Source organism: Flavobacterium ginsengiterrae, from assembly GCF_039539785.1.
Lineage (GTDB): Bacteria > Bacteroidota > Bacteroidia > Flavobacteriales > Flavobacteriaceae > Flavobacterium > Flavobacterium ginsengiterrae.
Map to the genome: position 1 here is coordinate 99,084 of NZ_BAABDU010000009.1, position 25,289 is coordinate 124,372.

At 34.5% G+C, this 25,289-nt stretch carries 22 protein-coding genes; 4 read left to right on the forward strand and 18 right to left on the reverse strand.

Annotated features, from left to right (window positions below; translation table 11 throughout):
* Positions 1-55 precede the first annotated feature (55 nt).
* From ABD859_RS21860 to ABD859_RS21900, 9 genes are all read right to left on the reverse strand, one after another.
* On the reverse strand, positions 56-1,147 hold the full coding sequence (locus ABD859_RS21860) for a heparan-alpha-glucosaminide N-acetyltransferase domain-containing protein (RefSeq protein ID WP_345146856.1): 1,092 nt from the start codon (positions 1,145-1,147) through the stop codon (positions 56-58).
* Positions 1,148-1,373: 226 nt separating this feature from the next.
* The gene (locus tag ABD859_RS21865) at positions 1,374-2,789 is read right to left on the reverse strand and encodes an AMP-binding protein (RefSeq protein WP_345146857.1); all 1,416 of its coding nucleotides are present in this window, start codon (positions 2,787-2,789) and stop codon (positions 1,374-1,376) included.
* Between the two features lie 15 nt (positions 2,790-2,804).
* Entirely contained in the window at positions 2,805-3,047 is a 243-nt protein-coding gene (locus ABD859_RS21870; protein ID WP_345146858.1) for an acyl carrier protein, read from the reverse strand.
* 216 nt (positions 3,048-3,263) lie between these two features.
* The gene (locus ABD859_RS21875; protein ID WP_345146860.1) at positions 3,264-4,670 is read right to left on the reverse strand and encodes an MATE family efflux transporter; all 1,407 of its coding nucleotides are present in this window, start codon (positions 4,668-4,670) and stop codon (positions 3,264-3,266) included.
* Entirely contained in the window at positions 4,667-6,514 is a 1,848-nt protein-coding gene (locus ABD859_RS21880) for an IucA/IucC family protein (RefSeq protein ID WP_345146861.1), read from the reverse strand. Before ABD859_RS21880 ends, ABD859_RS21875 begins: the two co-directional genes overlap by 4 nt.
* Positions 6,515-6,526: 12 nt before the next feature.
* Positions 6,527-7,849: a lysine N(6)-hydroxylase/L-ornithine N(5)-oxygenase family protein gene (locus ABD859_RS21885; RefSeq protein WP_345146862.1), complete on the reverse strand. Its 1,323-nt coding sequence runs from the start codon at positions 7,847-7,849 to the stop codon at positions 6,527-6,529.
* Position 7,850: 1 nt separating this feature from the next.
* Positions 7,851-10,307, reverse strand: a complete 2,457-nt coding sequence (locus ABD859_RS21890) for a GNAT family N-acetyltransferase (RefSeq protein ID WP_345146863.1) — start codon at positions 10,305-10,307, stop codon at positions 7,851-7,853.
* Positions 10,288-11,805 carry a pyridoxal phosphate-dependent decarboxylase family protein gene (locus tag ABD859_RS21895; RefSeq protein ID WP_345146864.1) on the reverse strand — a complete coding sequence of 506 codons (1,518 nt, stop codon included), beginning with the start codon at positions 11,803-11,805 and terminating at the stop codon, positions 10,288-10,290. The genes ABD859_RS21890 and ABD859_RS21895 overlap by 20 nt, the downstream gene beginning before the upstream one ends.
* 24 nt (positions 11,806-11,829) lie before the next feature.
* Positions 11,830-12,462, reverse strand: coding sequence for a nitroreductase family protein (locus ABD859_RS21900; RefSeq protein ID WP_345146865.1), 633 nt, complete (start codon positions 12,460-12,462; stop codon positions 11,830-11,832).
* A 272-nt stretch (positions 12,463-12,734) separates the two neighbouring features.
* Between ABD859_RS21900 and ABD859_RS21905 the strand changes: the two genes are divergently transcribed.
* Both ABD859_RS21905 and ABD859_RS21910 read left to right on the forward strand, forming a co-directional pair.
* Positions 12,735-13,847: a Fe(II)-2OG oxygenase family protein gene (locus tag ABD859_RS21905; protein ID WP_345146867.1), complete on the forward strand. Its 1,113-nt coding sequence runs from the start codon at positions 12,735-12,737 to the stop codon at positions 13,845-13,847.
* 188 nt (positions 13,848-14,035) lie between these two features.
* Positions 14,036-14,584, forward strand: coding sequence for an REP-associated tyrosine transposase (locus ABD859_RS21910; RefSeq protein ID WP_134147373.1), 549 nt, complete (start codon positions 14,036-14,038; stop codon positions 14,582-14,584).
* 50 nt (positions 14,585-14,634) lie between these two features.
* On the opposite strand, the gene ABD859_RS21915 is transcribed toward ABD859_RS21910, so the two are convergent.
* The 6 genes from ABD859_RS21915 to ABD859_RS21940 all read right to left on the reverse strand — a co-directional run bounded on the left by ABD859_RS21915 (position 14,635) and on the right by ABD859_RS21940 (position 18,709).
* Entirely contained in the window at positions 14,635-15,027 is a 393-nt protein-coding gene (locus ABD859_RS21915; protein ID WP_345146869.1) for a hypothetical protein, read from the reverse strand.
* 199 nt (positions 15,028-15,226) lie between these two features.
* Positions 15,227-15,631, reverse strand: coding sequence for a helix-turn-helix domain-containing protein (locus tag ABD859_RS21920; RefSeq protein WP_345146870.1), 405 nt, complete (start codon positions 15,629-15,631; stop codon positions 15,227-15,229).
* 174 nt (positions 15,632-15,805) lie between these two features.
* Complete coding sequence (locus tag ABD859_RS21925) at positions 15,806-16,402, reverse strand: NAD(P)-binding domain-containing protein (protein WP_345146871.1); 597 nt, start codon at positions 16,400-16,402, stop codon at positions 15,806-15,808.
* Between the two features lie 217 nt (positions 16,403-16,619).
* The gene (locus ABD859_RS21930; protein WP_345146872.1) at positions 16,620-17,141 is read right to left on the reverse strand and encodes a PPC domain-containing DNA-binding protein; all 522 of its coding nucleotides are present in this window, start codon (positions 17,139-17,141) and stop codon (positions 16,620-16,622) included.
* Positions 17,142-17,484: 343 nt separating this feature from the next.
* Positions 17,485-18,117, reverse strand: coding sequence for a nitroreductase family protein (locus tag ABD859_RS21935; protein ID WP_345146873.1), 633 nt, complete (start codon positions 18,115-18,117; stop codon positions 17,485-17,487).
* Positions 18,118-18,247: 130 nt separating this feature from the next.
* Positions 18,248-18,709 (reverse strand): Lrp/AsnC family transcriptional regulator, encoded by a 462-nt coding sequence (locus tag ABD859_RS21940; protein ID WP_345146874.1) that lies wholly within the window; start codon positions 18,707-18,709, stop codon positions 18,248-18,250.
* 156 nt (positions 18,710-18,865) lie between these two features.
* Here ABD859_RS21940 and ABD859_RS21945 point away from each other — a divergent pair, with 156 nt between their 5' ends.
* Positions 18,866-19,858 (forward strand): bile acid:sodium symporter family protein, encoded by a 993-nt coding sequence (locus tag ABD859_RS21945; RefSeq protein ID WP_345146875.1) that lies wholly within the window; start codon positions 18,866-18,868, stop codon positions 19,856-19,858.
* Between the two features lie 391 nt (positions 19,859-20,249).
* Here ABD859_RS21945 and ABD859_RS21950 read toward each other — a convergent pair whose 3' ends face one another.
* The 3 genes from ABD859_RS21950 to mnmE form a co-directional block, all read right to left on the reverse strand.
* Positions 20,250-21,278 (reverse strand): methionine synthase, encoded by a 1,029-nt coding sequence (locus ABD859_RS21950; protein ID WP_345146876.1) that lies wholly within the window; start codon positions 21,276-21,278, stop codon positions 20,250-20,252.
* A 29-nt stretch (positions 21,279-21,307) separates the two neighbouring features.
* Positions 21,308-22,306 (reverse strand): DUF1852 domain-containing protein, encoded by a 999-nt coding sequence (locus ABD859_RS21955; RefSeq protein WP_345146878.1) that lies wholly within the window; start codon positions 22,304-22,306, stop codon positions 21,308-21,310.
* Positions 22,307-22,825: 519 nt separating this feature from the next.
* Positions 22,826-24,226: a tRNA uridine-5-carboxymethylaminomethyl(34) synthesis GTPase MnmE gene (gene mnmE, locus ABD859_RS21960; RefSeq protein ID WP_345146879.1), complete on the reverse strand. Its 1,401-nt coding sequence runs from the start codon at positions 24,224-24,226 to the stop codon at positions 22,826-22,828.
* A 173-nt stretch (positions 24,227-24,399) separates the two neighbouring features.
* Between mnmE and ABD859_RS21965 the strand changes: the two genes are divergently transcribed.
* A complete protein-coding gene (locus tag ABD859_RS21965; RefSeq protein WP_345146880.1) occupies positions 24,400-25,233 on the forward strand; it encodes a universal stress protein in 834 nt (277 codons plus the stop codon).
* The last annotated feature ends 56 nt before the right edge of the window (positions 25,234-25,289 follow it).

The following is a 25,289-nucleotide window of genomic DNA, read 5'->3' on the forward strand; positions in this document are numbered from 1 at the left end:
AGTATGAAATTATCTACTAATAATATCCAAATGTTAATTAAAAAATATTCACATTTTAACTTAAAACTTCTACAACCTTAGATTTTTCGCGCTTTTTGCGAATAAGATCTATAAGAATCTGAACTGAAAATGTCAAGATAATATACATCACTATAAGAGCTAATACCGTTGTTATTGGATTCGCTCTAAAGCCAAAGATGCCTTTTCCCCAAGAAATCAATATCCATTGCGTCATATACATGGTCGTTAGGTTCTTGCTGCAATATTTTAAAAGTTTAATGAATTTATTTTCTTTGACGTTTACAGATATTTTATAAATGATAAAAAGGAAAATTAAAGTCCATCCTGCAAAATAGAGAACACCTCCAGGTCCCATATGGTAGAAACCATTGTAATTGTAATCTCCGTAAATAAAAACAAGTGGTGCGCCTAAAACAGCAAACGGAATACCGATATACAGCATATTTTTGAACAATTGCGGTCTGTTATAATTAAGTTCCTGATACCATTTTCCAAAAAACATTCCGATGATGATAAAAGACACCCAAGGAAAAACAGGAAAATAAACGTAAGCCGGAAAATCATTATTGAAAAGAAGATCTAAAACATAATTAACTACAGGAATGTCAATATTGATACCGCTGACTTCTCTGGAAACTAATGCAGCTAATAAACCTATGCCTAAGATTCCGTATTTATTGGTAACATATTTTCTAATAAAACCAATGAACAGCAAAGACATTCCTGCTAATTGAAGTATATCGCCCAATAACATTAAATACAGATACTGTTGTTCGATTGGTCCGTGCCAGCCATATCTTTGTATAAAATTATCTGGCGCAAAACCAAATATTACCGGAAAAATGAACTTTAAAAAATTCATAAAAAGAGCGGCAGCTAAAAGCATTCCGCCGCGCGTTATAGAACTTTTAAGGCTTTGGTGACGTGATGTCATAAATGTGATTCCCATGCAGATCAGGAAAATAGAAGTTCCTCTGCCCAGAAAGACAATAAAAAGACCAATAGCGCTTTCTGACTGCGATTTTATATCTGCAAAAGTCAGCAGTGTATGTATAATTATCATTCCAATAACACTCATTCCTTTTATTAAATCAAGTGCCGGAATTCTTTTGCTTTGCTGTTCCATAGTTTTATTTTTAATCATTAAAGTTTAAAAAACATATTAGTTATTAAATATTTAACCTGTTGCGTGTATTTTTTTGACGCGGATTTCACGGATTCGCTATCGCGAAGACGCGGATTTTTACGGATTTTTTATTTTTTTTCAATGCTTAACATCCGTTTTTATCCGCGTTATAATTTTCACATGCTGTATAGACAAGATAATTGTGCACAACCAGTATATTTTTAAATTATCCGACAACCGTTTTTGCGGCTGCAAATGAATTTTCGTTTTCGTTGATATATTTGTTTATTGCCGGATAATCGACTTTACCGTTAACAGTCAGCGGTACTTGATCGAAATAATAGTTTTTTATGGAGCTGGCATGCAGTCCGAGTTTTTCTTTTGTTACCTGCGTGATTGTTTCGCGTAATAAAGATTCATCCTGATGTATAACGCCAAGATATTTATCCTGAACACTGATGCAAATAAAGGTTTGTCCGCCTAATTGATTTTTAAGCAAAACCTCTACCTCATCAAGGTTTAAGCGCATTCCGAATAATTTCATAATACGTTTAATGCGTCCTTTAATATGATAATAACCCAATTCGTCTTTTTCGGCAAGATCACCTGTATAAAGCTTATCGGTATGATTGTAATCCTGCAGATCGAAAATGTTGTTGGCATAACCTCCGGAAACATTTGGGCCGAAATAAATAAGTTCTCCTGTATTTTCATCAATTTCAAATCTTCCGTTTTTTACAGGAAATCCTATTGATGTACCTTTTGTCTGAAAATCTTTTGGAGGTAAAAAAGCCATTCTGCCGCTGGCTTCGGTTTGTCCGTATTGTGCAAAAAACTGTTTATCGTAAAGATGAGTATAGTTTGAAATGACATTTGCCAGTTCCTGATTCAGCATTCCTCCCGTATGAGTGAAATAACGTACCGAAGGTGTATCTTTTTTGAAGAAACCAAAGCGATGCAGTAATTCATAAAAATAAGGAACGCCGCTTAGTGTTGAAAAACCATATTCAGTAAGATCTGACCAGAATTCTTTTTGAAGCACATCTCTGTCAGTACATACAATCGTCTTTGCTTTTATGCAGTTTGTTGTAAAAATCGAAAATCCATACACGAAATTAATAGGTACATTTAACGGAACAACATCGTGTTCCGTTATTGGCATGTACTCCATGATAGATAAAGCATTCTGTACCAGATTGTGATCTGAAATCTTAACAAATTTTGGCGACCCAGTAGTTCCTGACGTACTCATTAAAAGCTTAATATCGCCATGAATAGGGTATAGGCGGATTTCTTTTCTTTTAAAAAGCGAAATATCTTTAGAAACCTGTTTTAAATCATAATCTTCAACATCTGTTCTGGCGGGATCGAAGATGTATGCTGGTTTGTATTCGTTTTCCAGATTTTGCTTAAATTCAGGGTGTAAACCTGAATTAAGCAAAGCTACTGTGTACTTTTTGTTATAAAAATTCAAAAACGATTCAATTGCCGGAAGCTGATTATCATTATAAATGAAAACCACGGCACGCAGATCTTCAATATCTAAAGATTCGTGTATATCGCTGAACGTTTTTACAACTTTGGTTTTTGCATCTATAAAATTTAATTTTTTATTTTTTTGAATTAAATCATAAAGTCCCATACTTTTTCTTTTGGATTATTGGATTTCTACACCGTTTTTTTTCAGTATTGCTTTTATTTTATCGATGTTTCCCATTTCCAGAATATCTTCCATAGAAATCGAAACATTATAAAATCTTTCCAGTTCTTCAACCAAAAGCAAATGGCTCATAGAATCCCATTCGACAATTCCCTGATATTCTAAATCTGATGTGATTGATTCTACAGGTATTTCAAATGCGGTTGCAAAAACTTGATGTAATTCTTGTGTTGTACTCATAATGATGGTATTTTAATTTGTTAATGTTATTTTTTTTAACCTATTGGTTTTAATTGTTTTAAACACATAGAAACATAGATTTTTGTTTTATAAAAAAGAGAATTGAAAGAAACTGGTTTCTCTCACATAGCTATGTGAATTAAGTAAAAGTGAAACGCCTTTTCTCAAGTCAAAAAAACTATGTTTCTATGTGTTAAAAATTTATACTATCTGTTTTTAAACTTTAGTTAATTTCCATTTTCCTGTTCTGAATATGGTGATACAGCCAAAAGCCAATACTAGCTCTGAAAGTAAAATCGCGGCAAAAATGCCTTTTGGACCAAAACCCATTGCGACTCCAAAAACATAAGAAAGCGGTATTTGTATTACATAAAACATAAGTATATAAAGCAGAGTAACAATCATGACTTTTCCAGCAGCATTGAGCGCTCTGGAAATAACCATTGTATATCCTAACAATACATAAGCAATAGAAATAATGTGAATGTAAGTTGTGCTGTGATCGATTACTTCGGGAACATCAGAAAAGATTCTGACAACCGGATCTGCCATAAAAATCCATCCAATTGCTACTGTAATCAAAAAGCACATATTAATCATTCCGGCTCTCCAAACAGATTTTTCGGCTCTTTCGGGTTGTTGTGCGCCCAGATTTTGTCCGGTTAAAATTCCTGCCGCATTTCCGATTCCCCAAGCGGGTGTAGTAACTATCGATGCAACGCGTTGTGCTATGATATAACCTGCAAGTGCATTTCCTCCAAAATGAGAAACAATTTTAATCATAAACAGCCAGCTCGATGCAGGAATCAAATACTGCAGCATTCCTCCAAAAGTAAGTCTCAATACTTTTTGAAAAGTTTCGCGGTGAATTGCTAATTGCTGTTTTCCAATGTGAATAATGGTAGTTCCTTTAATCAAATGAAATGCCTGATAGCAGACTCCTACAAAACGTGCCACAGCGGTAGCGATACCAACTCCTAATAATCCATATGCTGGTATTGGTCCCCATCCAAAAATAAGAATAGGGCATAAGATTATATTTAATGCATTCGAAAGCCAAAGTGTTCGCATCGCCATAGAAGCATAACCGGCACCGCGAAGGATTCCGTTTAAGGCAATTCGGATAATAATAAAACCGCAGCTGGCAAACATTACTTTGGCATATAAACTGCCTTGTTCTATAACGGCAGATGAAAGTCCTACTAATCCAAGTATTTCACTGCTCCATATAAAACAGATGATGCTTATTAGAATACCGCAGATTACGCTTATGTTTATTACCTGTCCGGCTGTAATACTTGCATCCTTAAAATTCTGTTCGCCAACGCGTCGTGCAATTAAAGTCGAAGCTGCAATGCTTAAACCAATTGAAACAGAGTACGAAAAGCTGATAACAGATTCTGTAGAACCTACAATAGAAACTGCTGCAGCGCCAAGTTTACTCACAAAAAATAAACTGGCACAAACAAAAATAGATTCCATTACCAGCTCTAAAACCATAGGAACGGCAAGCAATACAATTGCGCGATTAATACTGCCAGAAGTGAATTTTTTCTCTCGGCCTAATACTGCGGTAAGAAACAAATCAGTATAAGACTGAAGTCGTAAAACAACTACTTTCATGATTGGTGCTGTATTGTTTCACTAATCTCAGTAAACTCATTCATTTCGTACTGTCTGATTACATAAAGAGGATTAGGCAGTTTGCTTCCTTTTTTTGGAACAGCAAAACCGGTTTGTTCAGCATATCCGTTATTAAGAAGTTTCAAACTATTGATATAGAATCGCTTGAATTCCGGTTCAAAAAGATTGTACTTTTCAAATCGGTCAGTTAAATGCGGATTATCCTGCTGATATTCTTCAATAGATCCTATAACAGTTTTCCAAAAAAGATATTCGTCATAATCCATATGAGTATGCAGAATGTCAGACAAGTATCTGAAAAAGGCATCAAAAACACCTATCAAAATAAACAAAGGCGTATTTTCTTTATTAGAGGACTGAATAAGACCTTCTTTAAGTTCATCGGGTAATTTTAATTTGGCTTCTTCTGTTAAAACAATATCATCAACAAAATCTTTTATAATAATACGTTGCGGAATTCCATTTTTCATGACTAAAATAATATTCTCGCCATGAGGTGTTACACATAAAGAATGCTGATAATAAATATGAAGCAAAGGTTTTAAATACGCTTCTAAATACTGCTCAAGCCAGTTTTGAGTACTTAGTCCGGAAATGTTTATAAGTTCCTGTAGAAAAGGACGATCGTTGTCATCAATATATAATAAAGATGCCATTGTCATTAAATTTTCATCAGGTTTGCGGTATTTCTCTGCACTTTCTCTCCACAATGCACCCAACATTTCGCGGTAATGGTACGGACTGTCAGCTATTGTATTGTACTGCGGATGACGATAAGAAACCGTAGCCACTTCGCCTAAAAGCACGACTTCTTTTTCTTCAAAATAAGGATCTTTGTCAAGCATTTCTTTTACCCATTTTGTGACTCTCGGCGCAATATCCATTTGTTTTGGAGAAAGTCCGCGGATGTTTCCTGTGCTCAAAATGGAGATAGCCGTTTTTACATAATGTTTTGACGGATGACTTAAATTAAAGAAAGTTCTAATGCTTTGCTGAGGCGAATAAACATCGTCGCTTTTGCCCAAAATCACTAAATATTGATTAGCTAGATCTTGATGAAATTGCAGTAAAATTTTATTGTTTAACTGCCACGGATGCACGGGAATAAAAACGTAATCTTCAACGGCAAGTTTCATACTACGAAGCTTTTCCTGAAACCCTTTATAAACTTCCGCGCCTAATTCTTCTGCATAAAAATCATCAAAATTGATCGTTTCCAAAGAATTAAATAAAGCTCTTTTTTTATGTGCAGCAAGCCAGTACAAAGTCGTATTTTTATTGGATTCGGGAGCGTAATTGTGGTAATCGGTATTATTAAAACCAACGCGTCCTTTATTTGCAATAACCCACGGATGACCTTCCATTTGATGTTCGATAGTCTGATAATCGGCTTTTGTCAATTCAGCAGCGCTCAGCTTTTCTCTCGTGAACAAATGCGCATCGGCATATAAAGTATTTAGAAGTTCTTCTGTATATTTTGCCAGTGTAAAAGAATCTATACCAAAGGTTTTTTGTAATTCCATGAAAAAACAAAGAACATCTTTAGCGGGCGAGGCGATGCCGTTTTCCCATCGTTGAATACTTTCTTTTTCAACATGATAATACTCTAAAAGTCTTGGATAAGCAGAAAAAGTATAGTAAACTTCTGGAATATCTGTTATAAGTTTAAAATGCGTTATACTGTCTTTACTGTCTGTAATTACAGGTTTGGCAACATCTTCATGCATTAATTCGGCTAAACTCTTGGCCAGCAGATTAAGATTTACCTTTTCCCAAACTTGAGGGGTAAAAACTTCTATGTGTGGTATTGTTTCTATATTCATTTTAGATGTGTGTTAAAGACTAACTTCCTCTGCTTTTTCTGTCGCAATATGCGAAAGGTCAAAGTCCTGAAAAGCAATCCTTTTTTCTAATTTATATACTTCACGTTTCGCCACTTCATTTATGATATAAGAATTGCGGTAAGCACCCATACCCAAATCAGATGAAATGTAGCTGTGCGTATGAATTTCTGCGTTTTGTACAAAAATTTCGCTGCCGTTAGTATCGATAGTATAGTTTCTTTTTACATCATAACTTCCTGTTGAAGTTCTGCTGATGCGATGCTGTATATCTTTTAGAAATTGAGGTTCCTGATAATGATATCCAGTTCCTAAGATCACATAGTCGGCGTGGTCTGTAAACTTTTTTTGTTGTTCGATCTGTTCCAGATGCAATTCATAATTATTGTGAATTCCCGGAGTTATATCATCCAATTGAATATTTGGTCTGATTTTTACTCCAATATCCTCATTGTCTACGCTGAGCGCATACATATGATCATAAATCTCGTTAAGTAAGTCAAAGTTGACTCCTTTAAATTGTGATTTCTGACGATCCAGCATGACTTTGCGTGTCGAAGAAGGCATTTGATGGAAATAATCGATGTAATCTGGAGATGTATGTTCTAAAATAAGCTTAGAATATTCCATCGCAAAAAAGCGGTCGGGACGGGAATACCAATTCAGTTTTAAGTTTTTTGGTCTGTTTTGAAGCAGATCAAAAAATACTTCGGCAGCACTTTGTCCAGAACCAATAACAGTAACAGTATCCTGTTTTAATATTTCTTCTTTTCTAAAAAGATAGCTTGACGTATGACAAACTTTTTCCATTTCTTGTAAATCAACAAAATCAGGAAGAATAGGCACAGTACCAGTTCCTAATACTAATTTTTCGCAATAATAAATTTTGGTCTGATTTTGATCTTTATGAAAAACATGTAATTCATAAAGACCATCTTTATAATAAACTTCTTTTACGCTCGACGAAAAACGGCAGTTTTGCAATTGTTTAATCACCCATTGACAGTATAAATTATACTCTTTGCGCAGTACAAAGAAATTTTCACGGATAAAAAATTTATACAAACGATCTGTCTTTTTAAGAAAGTTTAAAAAACTAAACTTGCTTGTAGGATCAGCCATTGAAACACAGTCGCATAAAAACGGAGTCTGCAGCGTAACATGGTCAAAAAGCAGACCTGGATGCCAGTTAAATTGTTCTCTTTGATCAAAGAAAAGCGATGAAACGTCATCAACCGGTTCTAACAAAGCGGCTAAACCTAAATTAAAAGGTCCAATGCCAATGCCTATTAATGAATATACTTTACGATCTTCCATATTATTGGTTTATAAGATTATGCTCTGTTTCAGAGATGATTTTAATGTCTTTGTTCTGCGGGAATTTTTCCCAATACCATTCGCGATAGCAAAAATTAAGATTGGATGTTTTATGCGGCATTTCGATGACTTTATCGATTTTAAAACCATGAAAAGCTTTGTTCATCATCGAAGCTCTGGAATCTACAGAACCTTCGCCAACCATTCTGCCCGTTTCAGGCTGCGCAAATACATAATCGATCATGCATTGTGTCGATGGTGAAACAAATTTCAGCTTAGGATCTGTAGGCGCAATAAATTGATGCGTTCCATAATCAGTAGGTAGTACATCATAATAATCTCCGAGTACATCACGCGTTGGCCAGTAGACTTCAATATTAAAAGTCGGTTCACCGTTTGCCATTCCTATGTAGCTGTACAAACCGTCGCTTGGAAGCAATGTTCTGTAATACGTTTCAAGTTCTTGCAGAGGCCAGTCCATTTTCCAATTTGCTTTTGCGTGGTCACGATGAAACCATTCATGCAGCATTTCAAGATCATTATCAATATCAACAGGACGTAAACTGATCGTTACATCTTCTTTTGGGAAATAGCGGTTGTAAACCAAATCTTTTCCTTTTGGATTTATCAATTGCTCAGAGAAAAAGCGTTTGTGTAAAACATTAGGGAAATTAATACGCGTTACGCCGGCAGGATTACCGCCGCAGTCAATGTCATTTAAGGCAGTAAGTAAATTGCCTTTTACTTTCCAATATCTGCTTTCGAGAATAAATGTTACCAGACCGCTTTCGTCTTCTTTTTGTAAATCTTCTAATTTATCATACAGAATATTTAAAAGATTTTTTTCGTCTGTAAGTTGGCTCGTACCAAAAGTATTTACAACTGCCAAAATATTTCCTACCCAGAAATAGTGAAGTATTAGATTGTACAAACGATCGTCTGGAATAAACATTTTTCCGTTTTCAGATAAGCCTGGTACAATTTTGTCTAATTGATCTTCAAAGGATTTACGGAATAAAAAACTTTGATTATCACGGAAAAATAGTTTTTCAGGCATAAATGCTGCACCCAATTGCACCAATGTATTTTGCTGATGCCATTCGCAGAACATTCCTTGTTCATTAAACATTTTTACGACACCTGTAAGGATGATATCAATATAGTTTTTGAACCAAATCTCACTGGTTTTTTCAAGAGATAATCCCGTTTGCTGCGAAGCTTTTTGAATCACATTCTGCATTCTCGAAGGATTTCCTAACACGCCGTCCTGACATAACGAAGCCAATAAACAAACGTTATTTTCTTTTTCGCCCGCAGTAACTTTAAACGGATTGTATCGCACACTTGTAGAAAAACTGTCCAGTACATTTCCGTTATAAGAAACAGATATAAAGCCAGGATCGCAGATTAGTTCAATATCAGGATAAGTTTTCTTTACATTATCTCCCCAAGCGGTCTGCATTAGGCGCGAAACCTCATAACCTCTGTAAAGTTCATGGAAATGATTAATGCGTTCTGCTCCGGTAATTTTTACATGAAGCGAAAATTTATACATATAATCGCTTTCATTGTTATATACCGTTCTTACTGATGAAGTTGCTGTAAATTCTTTTCCAAATTCACCTAAATCAACAAGAAGATTTTCTTTTGCCAATGTATCAAATACAGTTTGAGATTTAAAATGCGCTGCTTCCCACGGATGAACCGGAATTACTTTCCAATCTGGATAGTTCGACAGTAAATCCTGTGTTTTTTGGTCTCCTTTGCTTGCTTTCAAAACCTCGTTTTTAGCAAAATCTGAAGGCAAAACATTGTCTACAGACTTTTCGGTAACCAGATCAGGATGTACTAAAAAATAATACAACTGAAAATGACCACCAGTTTCCGGAGCATATTTTAAAACTTCTGATTCAGTAAAGCCTTCACGTCCTTTGGTAAGCGGATGAAGTAGATGACCTGCCGGAAATAATTGTTCGGCTTCGATAAAAGTCATTTCGGGCTTATTAAAGTCTTGTCCCGAAGTTTGAAAATGTTCTAAAAACTGTGCTATTTTCTCGGTACTCAGCTGCATTCTCTTTTTTACATTTTTAGAATCTGCCAGCGGATACTGCTGTCTTACCTGATTGGTAATTAATTCTAAAAGGCGGTCTGCATCTATTTCTCTAATGGTTTCGTTAGTAAGATCACGTTCCATTACCGGAAAATCATATAAATGTCTGAAAGTTTCAGATTTGTAACGTATCGGCGCATAGACTTCAACTTTATCAACAGGAAAATCCAGTTTTAAATGAAGTTTATGATTATACTTTGACATATAAGATTTTAGTACAGGATCGTATTTTGGCACCCCTTCATAAAAACTGCTGTTGCCCAATTCGCGCACGCAGCAGTTAAGTAAAATTGTAAACGTAATATCGACTGCTTCCTGAGCAATCTCTTTAGGAGAAGATGTATTCATTTCCGTGTTTTTTTATTATTGAAAGGATGTTATTAATGTGTGCAATAGTGGTTAATGGATTCAAAATGGTAAACTTCAGGTAAAAAATGCCATTTACTTTTGTGCTTGCTACCAAAACTTCTCCGTTAAAAAACATTTTCTTTTTAATGTGTAAGTTCATTTTGCAAGTATCTCCAGGCCATCCGTCTAGTTTATATCTAAAAACCAAAACACTTAAATCAGAATCTGTTAAGAGTTCAAAATCGTTGTCGTTTTCTAATATTGCAGCCGTTTGTTTGGTCGTTTCGATAATAGTATCGGTATACTGTCCCAATTTAGTTCTGCCCATATAACGCAGTGTACACCATAGTTTTAAAGCATCAAAACGGCGTGTACTTTGTACCAAAGATTTATTAATTTGAGCCGGAAGTTCATCATAATCCTGTTCCTTCGGATTTAAATAATCGGCATGGTGTTTTATAATGTGAAGATGCTGTTTGTTTCTTACCATAAAAGCACTGCTGCAAATAGGCTGAAAGAACGATTTATGATAATCAATAGTAACAGAATCAGCTTGTTCAATTCCGTTTAGCAGGTATTTGTATTTATCTGTCAGCAATAAACCACAGCCGTAAGCGGCATCAACATGCATCCATAATTCGTGTTCTTTTGCCAGAACTGCGATTTCAGATAATGGATCAATATTCCCGAAATCTGTTGTTCCCGCTGTTGCTACAATAGCAATCGGAATGTTGCCTTTTTGTTTTTCTTCAATAATGGCTTGTTTCAATTTTTCAGCATCCATTCTGTAACGGCTGTCTGTAACAACCTGAACGATAGATTGCTCGCCAAGTCCTAAAATAGAAGCATTTTTTTGGTTGCTGAAATGAGATTTCTCTGAAACAAAAATTCGGAATTTACTAGATTCCGGAGGACATCCATTTAATTTGATATTCCAGTTGAGGTATTTTAAAGCAAAATAATCTCTTGCCAAAAGAAGTCCCATAAGGTTGCTCTGCGAACCGCCACCTGTAAAAATTCCGTCGCAATCTGTGTTATATCCAATTTGTTCACCTGTCCAGGCAATCAATTTTCTTTCTATGAATGTCCCGCCGGCACTTTGATCGTAAGTGTCTTGTGATGAGTTTATTGCGCTTATCAGTACATCGGCAGCTAAAGCTGGAATTACAACAGGACAGTTTAAATGGGCTATATATTCTGGTAAATGATAAGCAGTTGCATGATTTACATAAATTTCATCGATCTCATCCCAAAGGCTTTCGTAATCGGTAACGGGCTGATCTAAGTTTACAGCTTCGACTTTATTTCTTATTTCATCGGGTTTAATACCGCTGAACGGAATTTTAGTATTTTCAAGAAAACCAGCTACACGTTTTTGAACTAATTCTATTGCATTGGCATATTCTGTTCCGGAATTTTCATGGAAAATATCCTGATAAAAATCGTCAGTGGAGCTTTTAATTAAGACATCCGGGGCATTGTCTAATAGGTTTTGCATAATGATTAATTTTTAGAATTGAGATTATTGGAAATAAGTTACTTTGTTAGAAATCGGAGTTCTCTTTTTTCTTGAAGGTTCGATGTCTTCAGGATAATATCCGACATAAATTAAACCGAGGGATTGTTCATTTTCGGCCAAGCCAAATTGCTTTAAGTAATCTACAGCACCAGCAGATGTGCTCCAATAATTTCCAATATTATGGGCAGTGCAGGTGAGGGCCATGTTTTGAACGGCAGATGAAACAGCAGCAACTTCTTCCCATTCAGGAAGGTTTATTTTGAGATTGCGAACCAGCACAACTCCGATCACACAAGCCGAATTAAGAGGGTATTCTTTAAGCTGATTGTACTTTTCTAAAGCTTCTTCGGCAGAAAATTTCTCAAAATAAAAGTCCTTGTAGTATTCGGCCAGAAACGATCCCAGTTGTTCTAAGTAGCGATCCTTAAAAACAATAAACCGCCACGGTTCGGTCATTTTATGCGTAGGTGCATAAATCGCGTTCGTCAAGATTTCATTTAATAAATCATCCGGTATGTTTTGTTTTTCAAATTCATCAGCATAAACACTTCGTCTGTTCCGTATGATTTTTGAAATTTTTTGACTATTTGTAAAATCCGACATCTTGATTTTACTGGGTTTAGTGCTAATATTCATATTTTTTTAATAAATTTTTTAAGAAAATTCTTTTTTTAAATTATAAAACAAATATATTTGTAAGTAGATTTTATTTAGAATGAATAAAAACAGCGGAGACAAATGTAGAGATTAATCTTTATAAAAAAAATAAAACAGAAAAAAAAATATACGAAATTCTCTACATTATTATAATGTTAAGAAATGATGTTTTATTTGTATATAGGTTATTATTAGTAGTTTGTCTTTTTTATTCGCCCCAATTTTTAGTAACTATTAAATAAACTAATAAAATGAAATCACAGTCAGTAATAGAAGATGAAATACCAGAAAAAGAAAACTATGTCTATGAAATTCCTACAAGTCCACTGATAGTAGAGGTTACGCCTCAGGAAAGGAATATTTTATCTCATGTTGGGTCTCTTTTGGAGCAGGCATTTAAGAGCTATGAAAATCCAGATTATATAGCAACGCTTCATTTGCATTCTTTCCAGCTTCTACCCGAAAGAATAGCCAGAATTTTAAGCCGTTTTGGAACCGATTTTTCAGCAAACCAATACGGAGCGATCGTCTTTAAAGGGCTTTTAGAAGTCGATCAGGATCATCTCGGACCAACTCCTGCAAACTGGCAGAGCACCGATTACTCAAAACTTAATAAATACGGTTTTATTTGTTCACTTCTGCACGGTGCAGTTCCTTCAAAACCTGTGCAGTATTATGCACAGCGAAAAGGAGGAGGGATTCTTCACGCGGTTATTCCAGACGAAAAAATGGCTGTAACGCAGACAGGATCAGGATCAAAAACAAATTTGTATGTTCATACTGAAGATGCATTTCTGCTGCATCAGGCTGACTTTTTAAGTTTCCTTTATCTGCGAAATGAAGAGCGAGTTCCTTCGACACTTTACTCGGTACGTTCACACGGTAAAGTCAATAAAATAATGGAAAAACTTTTTGATCCTATTTATCAGTGTCCAAAGGATGCCAATTACGAAGATGAAACAAATGACGGTCCGCTGGCTTCTGTTTTGTATGGAAATAAAGAACTGCCTTTTATTCGATTTGATGCGGCAGAACAGATATTTAATGAAAACGCTGGACAAACTCCGGAAGCGCTTTATAATTTAACTGAATTTTGGAACGAAGCCAAAGAGCTGATTAATAGTGATTATATCCCGGATTCTGGAGATGTTATCTTTGTGAATAATCATTTATGCGCGCACGGAAGAAGTGCTTTTACAGCAGGACAGAGAATAGAGAATGGAAAAATTGTTCCATGCGAGAGACGACAAATGCTCAGAATGATGAGTAAAACAAGTTTAATTCATATGAGGTCAATGACACATACCGATGATCCGTATTTTGTTATGGAAGAACATTTGGGAAAAGTTTTTGATCAGGATTAATTTATGAAGACTTTATTAAAGAGAGACGTCAAATTTTATTTGATGTCTCTTTTTGTTTGTATTAGCTTTATTCTTAAATTAACCTTTTCCTAAGCTAGTGCGAGCGTCTCGCTCGTGAACGTAAAATCAGGGAACGAAAGAGATGTTTGTAAATGTAAAGTATTTCTTATATTATTGCAAAAAAATAAATGAGCAGAAAATATAAGTTTGGAGAAAAAACAGGAGCTTACTTCATAAGCTTTGCTACTGTTTATTGGATAGATGTATTTACAAGAGAAGAATATTTTGGAAATATAATTGAATCATTAGATTATTGTCGTAAAAATAAATCTATGGAACTTTATGGTTATTGCATTATGCCTAGTCATATTCATTTAATTTTCAGATCATCAAATGGAGATCCTTCAGGTCTCATAAGAGATTTTAAAGGATTTACTTCTCGAAAAATGCTTAAAACAATTGAAGAAAATCCACAAGAAAGTAGAAAAGAATGGATGCTTTGGATGTTTGAAAGAGCAGGTAAAAAAAGCAGTAATGTAAAATTTAGGCAATTTTGGCAGCAGAATAACCAACCCATCGAAATTTGGTCTTTAAAAGTCTTTGAACAGAAATTAAAATATATTCATAATAATCCTCTAGAAACAGGTTTTGTTACTAATCCTGTAGATTGGAAATACAGTTCAGCAAGAAATTATGGTGATAATGATCAAACTGTTTTAGAAATTGATATTAATTGATAATCGTTGCGGACACGAGCGAGACTCTCGCGCTAGCATTGACGATCGGGTTATCTGTTAGATAAAAAATGTGGATTAGGTATAGTTTCTAAAAAAGTTTTCCATTCTTGTAAAATTTGTAAAAAATCTGAAATCGGCACTTCCACGGATTTTCCTGTTGTGTTGAAAATAGCTCTAAATGGAGGAGACTTTATCTCAACACTTTCATCTTGATTTCCTCCCCAAATATTGTAACCCTCAAAAGGTATATTTAAGTCTAAATTTAAAGAGGCAATATCGTCTATTATTTGCTGTGTCAAACGAATTCCATTTGGTTCTAAAAAACTTGCTATTTCATTATTTTTACTAGCCCCATTTACTAAACTGCATCCGACAATAGGTATTGTTGTGTTATTAAATTCAAAAGTGTTAAAGTGTAGATTATATTCTTCCGATTTTTTCATATTTTTATAATTTATTGGATTTCCACATGCTAGCGCGAGCGTCTCGCTCGTGCCCGCAAAGAATTGTCGTAAACTTAATTCTGAATTCATCGTTGCGGGCACGAGCGAGACGCTCGCGCTAGCTAGCCGAGATACTGTCAAAAATAGAAAAGAGACTCAAAAAAGTCTCTTTCCAAAATCAATATATTTTTAAAAATAATTATTTACCAATCAATTTTTCAAGTCTAACCATCATTTCATCTTTCTCCTTCAACATACGCTCAAACAAAACAATTTTTTCTTCATGAAGTCTTTTTAATTCTTCAATAGGATTGAAGTTAAATGTAGAATTTGGATTTCCAACGCAAGCATTATCTCCAAAAGTATTAGAAATAATATTTATCGCTTGTTCCTCATCAAAATTCTGAAAAGCTTCCACAGGAATTTTCAATACAGCAGAAATTTGTTTTAGCAAATTGTCTTCAATTACATCTTTCTGCTCCAGCATAGAAATTTTCTTTTGGTTCCATTCTTCGCCCAGATCATAAGCCAATGCTTCTTGTTTAATGTTAAGCATTTCTCTAAAACGTTTTACGTTTCTTCCCTGATGTATTTTCTGTTCCATAATGAGTGTCAATTTTTCTAAAGGCTCAAAGATAAAGCCATTTGGACATAAATCCTGAGTTTCAAAGATAGAAAAATATCCCATTTCTCAATACAGAAATGCTGTTTACAACTTTACATTTTAACATTATTAATAAACTTGAAAAAATAATGGTGTTTAGCGAGAGATTTGAGGTTAATTTTCTGGGTGTCGGTATGGCGGATTAAGTACAGCTTTAAAATTAATAGGTTTATTTTGAAGATGAAGTTTTCCCGAAAGATCAATTGGAGAAAAATGCAGTGTTTTTAAAAACTTTTTAATGTTTTCTCTGGATGCTTTATGGTCAGCTATAAAAAATATTTCTTCTTTTGCTGCAGGTTCTCTGCTATCTTTTGTGCTTTTAAGATTAACCGGATTAAAGAGCTTGACAACCTGCGCTTTGGGAAGAAGCGAAGCGGTAATTTTATAAGTCATTGCATTAGTTAGTCCCGACAACAGTGTCTGTGGATTAAATATTAAACCGCTTGTGTGTACTATTATTTTTCCTGATACGTCAGGCAGACTTCCTAAGACCTTCTGCAGATCTTCTTTGGGTATAAACAAAAAGATAATATCAGTGCAGACTGCCTGTTCCAAAGTGCCGGGCCATACATTAGGTCCCATTTTTTCAATAGCATCCATGATAAGGCTGTTGCCTTTCGGATTACTTACTATAACTGTATATCCCTCCTTGGCAGAGCGGAAAGCAAGTTCCATTGTAAGACTGCCTATTCCTATAATTCCTACTCTCATAATCACTGTAATTTAGCAGCAATATGCTGCTGTGAAACCTTAAGTATTTTTGAGCCTTCTAAAAGGTATTTAAAAGTAAGAAAATCAATTGTTTTGTAATCAGGTGTTTATACTTGTTTTTGTAAGAATTTATATAAAGTAAAACTATAAGCGGCAGTAATGTGAAAATTGTAATTTCGCAAAGGGCGCATGGTGAAAATATTTTACTCAAAGCTGTTTATTCTATACAGGGAAGCTGCAGTACATTAGCATTGAGAGGTTGTTCTGTTTTTCGTTCCAGTTTTTCATTATAAAGGGTAATATAGATTTCCATGGAGCCGGTGCCTACTGTAAGTGATAATAGATGTCCGCCAAAGGCATTGAAATCTTTATCAGTAGCCACGCCGTGTATGTGCAGGGATGGTTTCCCTTCTTTCCAGGCTAGAGAACCTGTAAGACTTCCCATTTCAACCTTATAAAATGTTTTGGGATTAAACTTCTTTTTCTCGAAGTCATAAAAACCAAATTCAGCCTGCTGCGCAAAGCCAATGCCGGTTAAATAGGCAGAAGGAATCTTTTCTTCCTGTGCAAGGTCTTCCAGAAGTTTCAGGACATTGTCACCCTCACGAAGCACCATCAGATAGCCTTGCGGTGTTTTAGTGTAACGGCATTTTTCGGAGTTTTTCTGCTGGGCTTGTACTGAACCTAGTATCAATAACAGGAATAGTGTACAGATGTTTTTATATGTGTATTTCTTCATTGGACTAAAGCTTTTAAATGGGTTATAAAAAATGGAAGTTTTGGTTTTATTTATCGTTTTTATATTCATTGTTTCCAATTTTATAAATGTGACTTTCGGGCAAGATTCTGGTAAATATGAAATTTACGAATAAGAAATGAAATTTTTGTATAAACTAACAGGTAAATTAAATTGTCTACTAAAAGGTTTAAAATCTGCACCATCAGGATTGCGATAAAATTAAAAAGCCTGAGAAAATAGATTCTCAGGCTTTTTGATGTTTCAAAATTTTTTAGATTTAATACCCGTTTTTGAAAAAATTAAAGAATTAAATCTAAAACGTTTAGATAGACTTGAAAATGAATTATTTTATTTCTGTAATGAATTCATTTTGAGGTGTTCTTACCTTTTTCAGGTTCACCAGCCAGTCGTTAGAGGCGTCTCTGTAACCCAAAGGCAGCACCAATACACTCTTTAAACCAAGTTCATTCAGGCTTAATAATTTATCTACCTCAGAAGGGATAAAACCTTCCATTGGTGTCGCATCAACCTCTTGTTCTGCTGCAGCGGCAATGGCTAAACCAAACGAAATATAGGCTTGTTTGGCAGCATGATTGGCATGCCATTCCTGACCCAGATCTTTGTACATTCCCCATAGCCTTTCTTTGTATTCATCCATTGCTGTTGATGGAATGCCTCGTTCTTGGGTTGTTCTTGCAAAAACTTCTGAGATTTTTTCTAAAGAATAACCGTCCCAAGCTGCAAAAACCAGTACATGCGAAGCATCTACAATTTGGCTTTGTTCAAAACCTACTGTTTTTATTTTTTCCTGTAATTCTTTATTGGTAATGACAAAAATTTTATATGGCTGTAAACCAGATGAAGACGGCGCTAATCTTGCGGCTTCAAGGATATAATCTATTTTTTGCTGCGGTACAACTTGTCCGTTCATTTTTTTGGCAGCATAACGCCATTTTAATGCATCAAGTAATTTCATTTTTGTAATGATTTTAAATTCTATTCAAAAGTAAAGACTTTAGTTCTATTTTTATCAGTTAATGGGAAAATGTAATGGTTATCGAAGATTGTAAGCAGACACAGACAAAACTTTTTTAGAAACAATGCATTTATAGATTTATGTTGTGCTGGTTTTTTATTTCTGACATAACAAAAGTACTCTGCGTGCTGCCAATACTTTCAACTGAACCTAACTTATTAAAAACGAAATTTTGATAATGCTTCATATCCTTAGCGAAAACCTTAAGGATAAAATCATAATCTCCTGAAATATTATAACATTCTACAACTTCATCAATTTTCATAATATCCTCGACAAAGCTGTTGCCGATATTACGATCATGCTGTTTTAGCTTTATATTACAAAAAACGATAAATCCATGTCCAAATTTCTCATGATCAATTAAGGCGATGTATTTTTTGATGTACCCATTATTTTCCAGCCTTTTTACACGCTGCAGCACAGGAGTTGGTGACAAATTTACCTGCGCAGCAAGTTCCTTGATGGTAAAACTTGAGTTGTTTCCCAGTATTTTCAGCAAATGCAAATCGGTAGTATCGAGTTCTTCCATAGAATAAAAATCTTTTTAAGTTTCAAAAATACATTTAAAAAAGTAAATAACACTTGTTTTGTGTGGTAAAACAGCTTAATTCTCTTAAGTATGAGTGTTAGGAAGCTTTTTTAGTTGTATAAGATAACTTTGTCTAGAGAATTAAACTGAATAAAATTGAAAAAAGTATTAAAAGTATTAAGTAAAGCAGGTTTCGATGGTTTTTTATTAATGATAGGCACTATGATTCTGTTGGCTTATTTTGTGCCAAAGCCGGGCATGGTAAAAGAACCTGTTTCACTAGAAGAGATTGCCAATGTAGGTGTGTCGTTTATTTTTTTGTTTTATGGTTTAAAGCTGAGTGTTGAGAAACTAAAAGCCGGGCTTGTAAACTGGAAAATGCACATTGTTGTTCAGTTGACTACTTTTTTGTTTTTCCCGCTTATCGTTTTAGCATTTCGCCCTTTGTTCGTAAACACCGGCTTCGAGTTGCTGTGGCTTGGTGTTTTTTTTCTGGCAGCTTTGCCTTCTACAGTTTCCTCTTCTGTGGTCATGGTTTCTATTGCCAAGGGAAACATTCCTGCAGCCATTTTTAATGCGAGTATTTCAAGTTTGATTGGAGTAGTGGTTACACCACTTTGGGTTGGACTGTTCATCGCTTCTGCAACGGGCGATTTTGATGTAACTGATATCTTTATAAAGTTGATTGTTCAAGTCTTATTGCCTGTCATTATAGGTATCAGCCTCAACTCCCGTTTTGGCGTCATTGCCGAAAAATATAAGAAACAGCTCAAATATTTCGATCAGGGAGTTATCCTGACGATCATTTACACATCTTTTTGTAAGTCATTCTCTGAACATCTTTTTGAAGGCTTCACCGCTCTTGAACTTGCAGGACTTGCTGCAGGGATGATAGGTTTGTTTTTTGCTGTATTCTTTTGTGTTGGATTGCTCAGTCGTTTGTTTGGCTTTTCAGATGAAGATCGTATTACGGTTTTATTTTGTGGATCTAAAAAGTCATTAGTACACGGCACCGTTATGTCAAAAGTACTTTTTCAGCACAGTACCATAACCGGTATCGTATTGTTGCCGCTCATGCTTTACCATGCTTTTCAATTGATTGCTGCGAGCATTATCGCTCAGCGTATGGCTCGACGAAAAGAAGAATAATTTTTTATTTAGATGCCTTTTATCTTTTTAGTAAAAAAAACAATCGGAGCTAAACATTTGTAGATACTTGTCAGCTGCATAATAGGAGCGAAGATCTGGTCATTATTTGTCTAATCCTTTTGTGATCAAAGATTAGAGAAGACTTCACTAGTAGTAAGGAATATGTTATTTTTAATTTTTTGAAAGCCAATTTGGGAAATACGGAAGGTTTTCTTGAAACTATAATGAAAAGAGATGTGTTTTAACTGTTCTCGAAACTTGATTAGTTTCTTTTTATGAATGTATTTGAAGGAAGAGTAATCTCAAATTATTATTCTTCCGTAGAGTCGCTTCGCTAACTCTACGGAAGAGGGGTAAATTAAGTATATTATTTTCTAATTAACGCATGGAACTAAATCCTAAATTCTTTGCGTATAATTTCTGCTCCTGCGCTTAAAGCACTCAGCTTGCCTCTTGCCACATTTCGAGATAAAGGAGCCATACCGCAGTTTGTTGAAGGATAAAGATTTTCGATATCTACAAACTCAAGAGTTTTACGCAGAGTATCGGCAACTTCTTCAGGAGTTTCGATAGTGTTGGTTGCGACATCAATTGCGCCAACCATTACTTTTTTGCCGCGAACAAGTTCAATTAAATTAAAAGGCACACGCGAGTTATGGCATTCTAATGACACAATATCAATTTTAGATTTTTGAATTTTAGGGAAAATTTCTTCGTATTGACGCCACTCTGAACCCAATGTTTTTTTCCAGTCATTATTAGCTTGTATTCCATAACCGTAGCAAATATGGACTGCAGTTTCGCACTTTAATCCTTCAATGGCTCGTTCTAATGCTGCCATTCCCCAGTCGTTTACTTCATCAAAAAATACATTAAATGCCGGTTCATCAAACTGGATAATGTCTACGCCTGCATCTTGAAGTTCTCTTGCTTCTTCATTAAGCAATTTCGCAAATTCCCACGCCAATTTTTCTCTGCTTTTATAATGGTCATCGTATAAAGTATCTACCATTGTCATCGGACCAGGTAAAGCCCATTTTATTGGTTTATCTGTCAGTTTACGCAAAAATTTAACATCATCAACAAAAACTCCTTTTTGACGTGCAACTTCACCTACAACAACAGGAACACTCGCATCATAACGATCACGAATTTTTACGATTTTACGATTTTCAAAATCAACACCACTTAAATGCTCAATAAAAGTAGTTACAAAATGCTGACGTGTCTGCTCGCCATCACTAATTATATCCACGCCTGCTAATTGCTGTTCGTGCAAAGAAATGCGCAAAGCATCTTGTTTCCCTTCAATTAACTGATCTCCTTCTAATTTCCAAGGCGACCAAAGTTTTTCGGGTGGTGCAAGCCAGGCAGGTTTTGGTAAACTTCCCACAATTGAAGTAGGTACTAATTTCTTCATAATAAAATAATTATAATTTGCTGTATTAATTAAAGATTAAAATTGGCAGACCATTGTTCTAAGGCACTTTGGTGAGGCTTAATGAAATGCTTTTCTGCAAATTTGCCCTGCTCAATTGCTAATTGGCTGCGCTCTTCACGGTTGTATACAATTTTGGTTAAAGAATGGTCTTGATTTTTTAAACTCGGCTTATAGCACGCTCCTGCAACAGAATTACAATTATAAATTTCAGGTCTGTAAATCTTTTGGAACGTTTCCATAGTACTAATGGTGCTGATTAATTCAAGGTTTGTATAATCATCCAATAAGTCTCCAAAGAAAAAAAACGCCAAAGGAGCAACACTATTAAGCGGCATAAAATAACGAACCTGCAAGCCCATTTTTTTGAAATATTGTTCTGTTAAAGAAGATTCATTTGGCTGATATTCAAAACCTAATATCGGGTGATGGTTTCCTGTACGCTGATACGTTTTATTATCAGATACACTCAAACATATAACAGGTGGTTTGCTAAAGTGTTTTTTATAACTTTCTGAATTTACAAAATGCTTAAATATATTACCATGCAGTTGACCAAAATTATCAGGAATACTAAAGCGATCTTTACCCTTGTTATGTTCTAAAAGCAAAACGCTGAAATCATAATCGCGCACATAAGAGGAGAAATTATTTCCAACAATACCTTCAATTCGTTTTCCTGTTTTATGATCGATAATATGCGTTTTTAAAATCTCAATCGATGGGAATGTTGTACCGCTGCCATCAATATCTATATCAACAGAAACAATTTCTAATTCAACCGAATAGCGATCGTTATCAGGATTATCCCAGTTTGCCAAAGTATTAAAACGATTGTTAATCATATTAATGGTGTTGCGCAAATTCTCTTGACGACTTTCTCCTCTTGCCAAATTAGCAAAGTTGGTTGTGGTACGCGTACTATTAGACGGTATGTAGTCTTCATTGAAATAAATACTCTTTAGTTTGAACGCAAAATCATACTTGATTATATTGTGGGTGTTTTCCATTTCTTTTCGTTTATTATTGAATCTTTTAATGCGATCGCTTTTAATTAATTGTTTTGCAGTTATTTTGTACTGCAAATTTTAAAATAAAAGATTAATATGTCAAATTATGATTAATAATAAGATAATTACGCTGTTTTTTAGTGGTAATAAGGATAATTAATCTTTTTCGAGGTGTAATAATCAAAGAAAACAGAGAATTTTTCTTCAGATACTTAAATACAATTGAATAAAAGCTGCTGACAGTCGCTTCAAAAGATGCTGAATTAACTACCAAAGAAATAGCAAACCTTTTTTTGGAAGTGCCTAACAGAAATTGTAGAAGAACATAAGGAGACAGAATGTATCCTTAATTAATTTTGTAAAACTGATTTTACGATGGTGAATGATTTTTGAAATCGGCCTTAGTTTTGTAGATAGTATCAAGTCCAGTTTTGCATTCGCAAAAAAAAAACGAGTTAAAGTATTTTTGCTAATACATTAACTCGTCTATTTGTTTTTGTTTTGCGATTTTTTGTTTCTCTATTTGCCGATGCAGAAATTAGCAAATATATTTCCTAACAATTCGTCATTAGAAACCTGACCGGTGATAAGCCCAAACTGATATAAAGCTTCTCGAATATCAAGCGCAATTAAGTCACTGGAAAGATTAGTTTCAAGACCAAATTTTACTTTTTGTATTTCATCTAAAGCTTTTAATAAAGAATCATAATGTCTTGTGTTAGTTACAATTGTTTCATTATTTCGTAAAGCTCCGGTATTTACAAAAGAAAGTAATTCATTCTTTAAATCTTCAACGCCGATTTTTTGTTTCGCCGAAATCAATAAAAGTTTTGCGTTTAGATTTTCAAGCTTATTTGTAATGTTCTGCACTTCATCATCTGATAAAATATCCTTTTTGTTTACCACAATAATTAGAGGTTTTAAAGGATATTTATTTTTGATTTGTTCTATTTCAGAAACAAATTCTGTACTGGAAGCTTTGAATTTTAAACCATCAAATAAATAAATAACAACTTGTGCCTGATCTATTTTTTCAAAGGTTTTTTTAATTCCAATGCTTTCTACAACATCTTTTGTTTCCCGGATTCCTGCCGTATCAATAAATCTAAAACCAATGCCGCCTATAACAAGTTCATCTTCAATTGTGTCGCGTGTTGTTCCGGCAATGTCAGACACAATAGCGCGTTCTTCATTTAAAAGGGCATTTAATAAAGTCGATTTTCCCACATTTGGTTCGCCGACAATAGCAACCGGAATTCCGTTTTTTATAACGTTTCCAACTGCAAACGAATCAATTAAACGTTTTAAAACAAATTCAATTCGGTTTAATAATTCATGAAACTGTGTTCTGTCAGCAAACTCAACATCTTCTTCTGCAAAATCCAATTCCAGTTCAATTAAAGAAGCAAAATTCAAAAGTTCTTCACGTAATTTGGCAATTTCATTACTAAAACCACCGCGCATTTGCTGCATTGCAATTTGGTGAGAAGCCTCATTATCAGATGAAATTAAATCAGCTACAGCTTCTGCCTGCGACAAATCTAGTTTCCCGTTAAGAAAAGCACGTAAAGTAAATTCACCCGCATCTGCCATTCTGCAGCCTTTTCTCAATAATAACTGAATAATCTGCTGTTGAATATATGTTGATCCGTGGCAGGAAATTTCAATTGTATCTTCGCCTGTATATGAATTTGGACCTTTGAAAACAGATATCAAAACCTCGTCCAGCGTTTTTTCATTATCAACAATATGTCCTAAATGTAATGTGTGGGTTTTCTGCTTCGTTAAATCTTTGTTTTTAATAGATTTAAAAACCGAATCACCAATAGAAATAGCATCGGCACCCGAAATACGAATTACAGCAATAGCTCCCGCTCCAGACGGAGTGGCTAATGCAACTATAGAATCTTGATTTATCATGTTGCAAAGGTATGAAAAAGGAGTAAAGTTCTAAAGGGCATATTAAGGACAAATTTCAGAATAATCTGTAACTTTATTAAGAAATTATTAACTGTTAAATTCCTGATAATTGTCAGGTTGTTTTGAATTTAGAATGATTAAATTTGAGTAACAAACCTTAAAATCTCAACAAAATGAAGAAGATATTATTCCCAACCGACTTTTCTGAAGCTGCAACAAATGCTTTTGTTCACGCTCTAGAATTTGCAAAAATTGTAAAAGCCGAACTTGTTTTACTGCATACTTTTGAGATTCCGGTTTATGACAGCCAGTTTTTTCCGGAAAATTATGCCTCAATATACAGTTCTATCGAATTAGCAAAATTTGAAATGTTTAAAGATGAAATTCCTAAATTAAGAACCATTGCAGCTGAACGCAAACTGGACGATATTGTTATTAAACACCGACTTATGGATGGTGATTTAATTTATAACTTGAGAAACGCAGTTGAAGAAGACCAAATTGATTTCGTGATTATGGGAACAACGGGAGCTTCTGACTGGACTAAGTTTTTTACCGGATCAAATACAAATTCTGTTATTTCAGAAGTTAAGGTGCCTGTTTTATGTGTTCCTGTTGATGCCAAATATAAAAAGGTAAAAACAATTGGTTTTACAACCCGATATCGTGAAAAAGATAAAAAAGTACTTCGCCGAATATTAAAAATTGCTAAAAAGACGGATGCTAAAGTTAAAAGCTTATATGTAAAAACTACAAGTACTGATGTTTCTGATGCAACAATTAAAGAATGGGAAAGAGAATTTGCAGATGAAAATGTTGAATTCCTGGTTTTACCAAGTGATGAAGTAAAAGAAACTATACTTGATTTTATTCTTTACAAAGACATTGATATCTTGACTACTATTACACACAAAAGATCATTCTTTGAATCAATTTTTGATTCTAGTTTCAGTAAAAAAATTACAAAAGAAGTTTCTGTGCCTGTACTAGTTATGCACGAAGATTAAAATTCTGCTTTAAATGAAATATTTTTTTGAATGTGTAAAACCTATATTTGTATTTC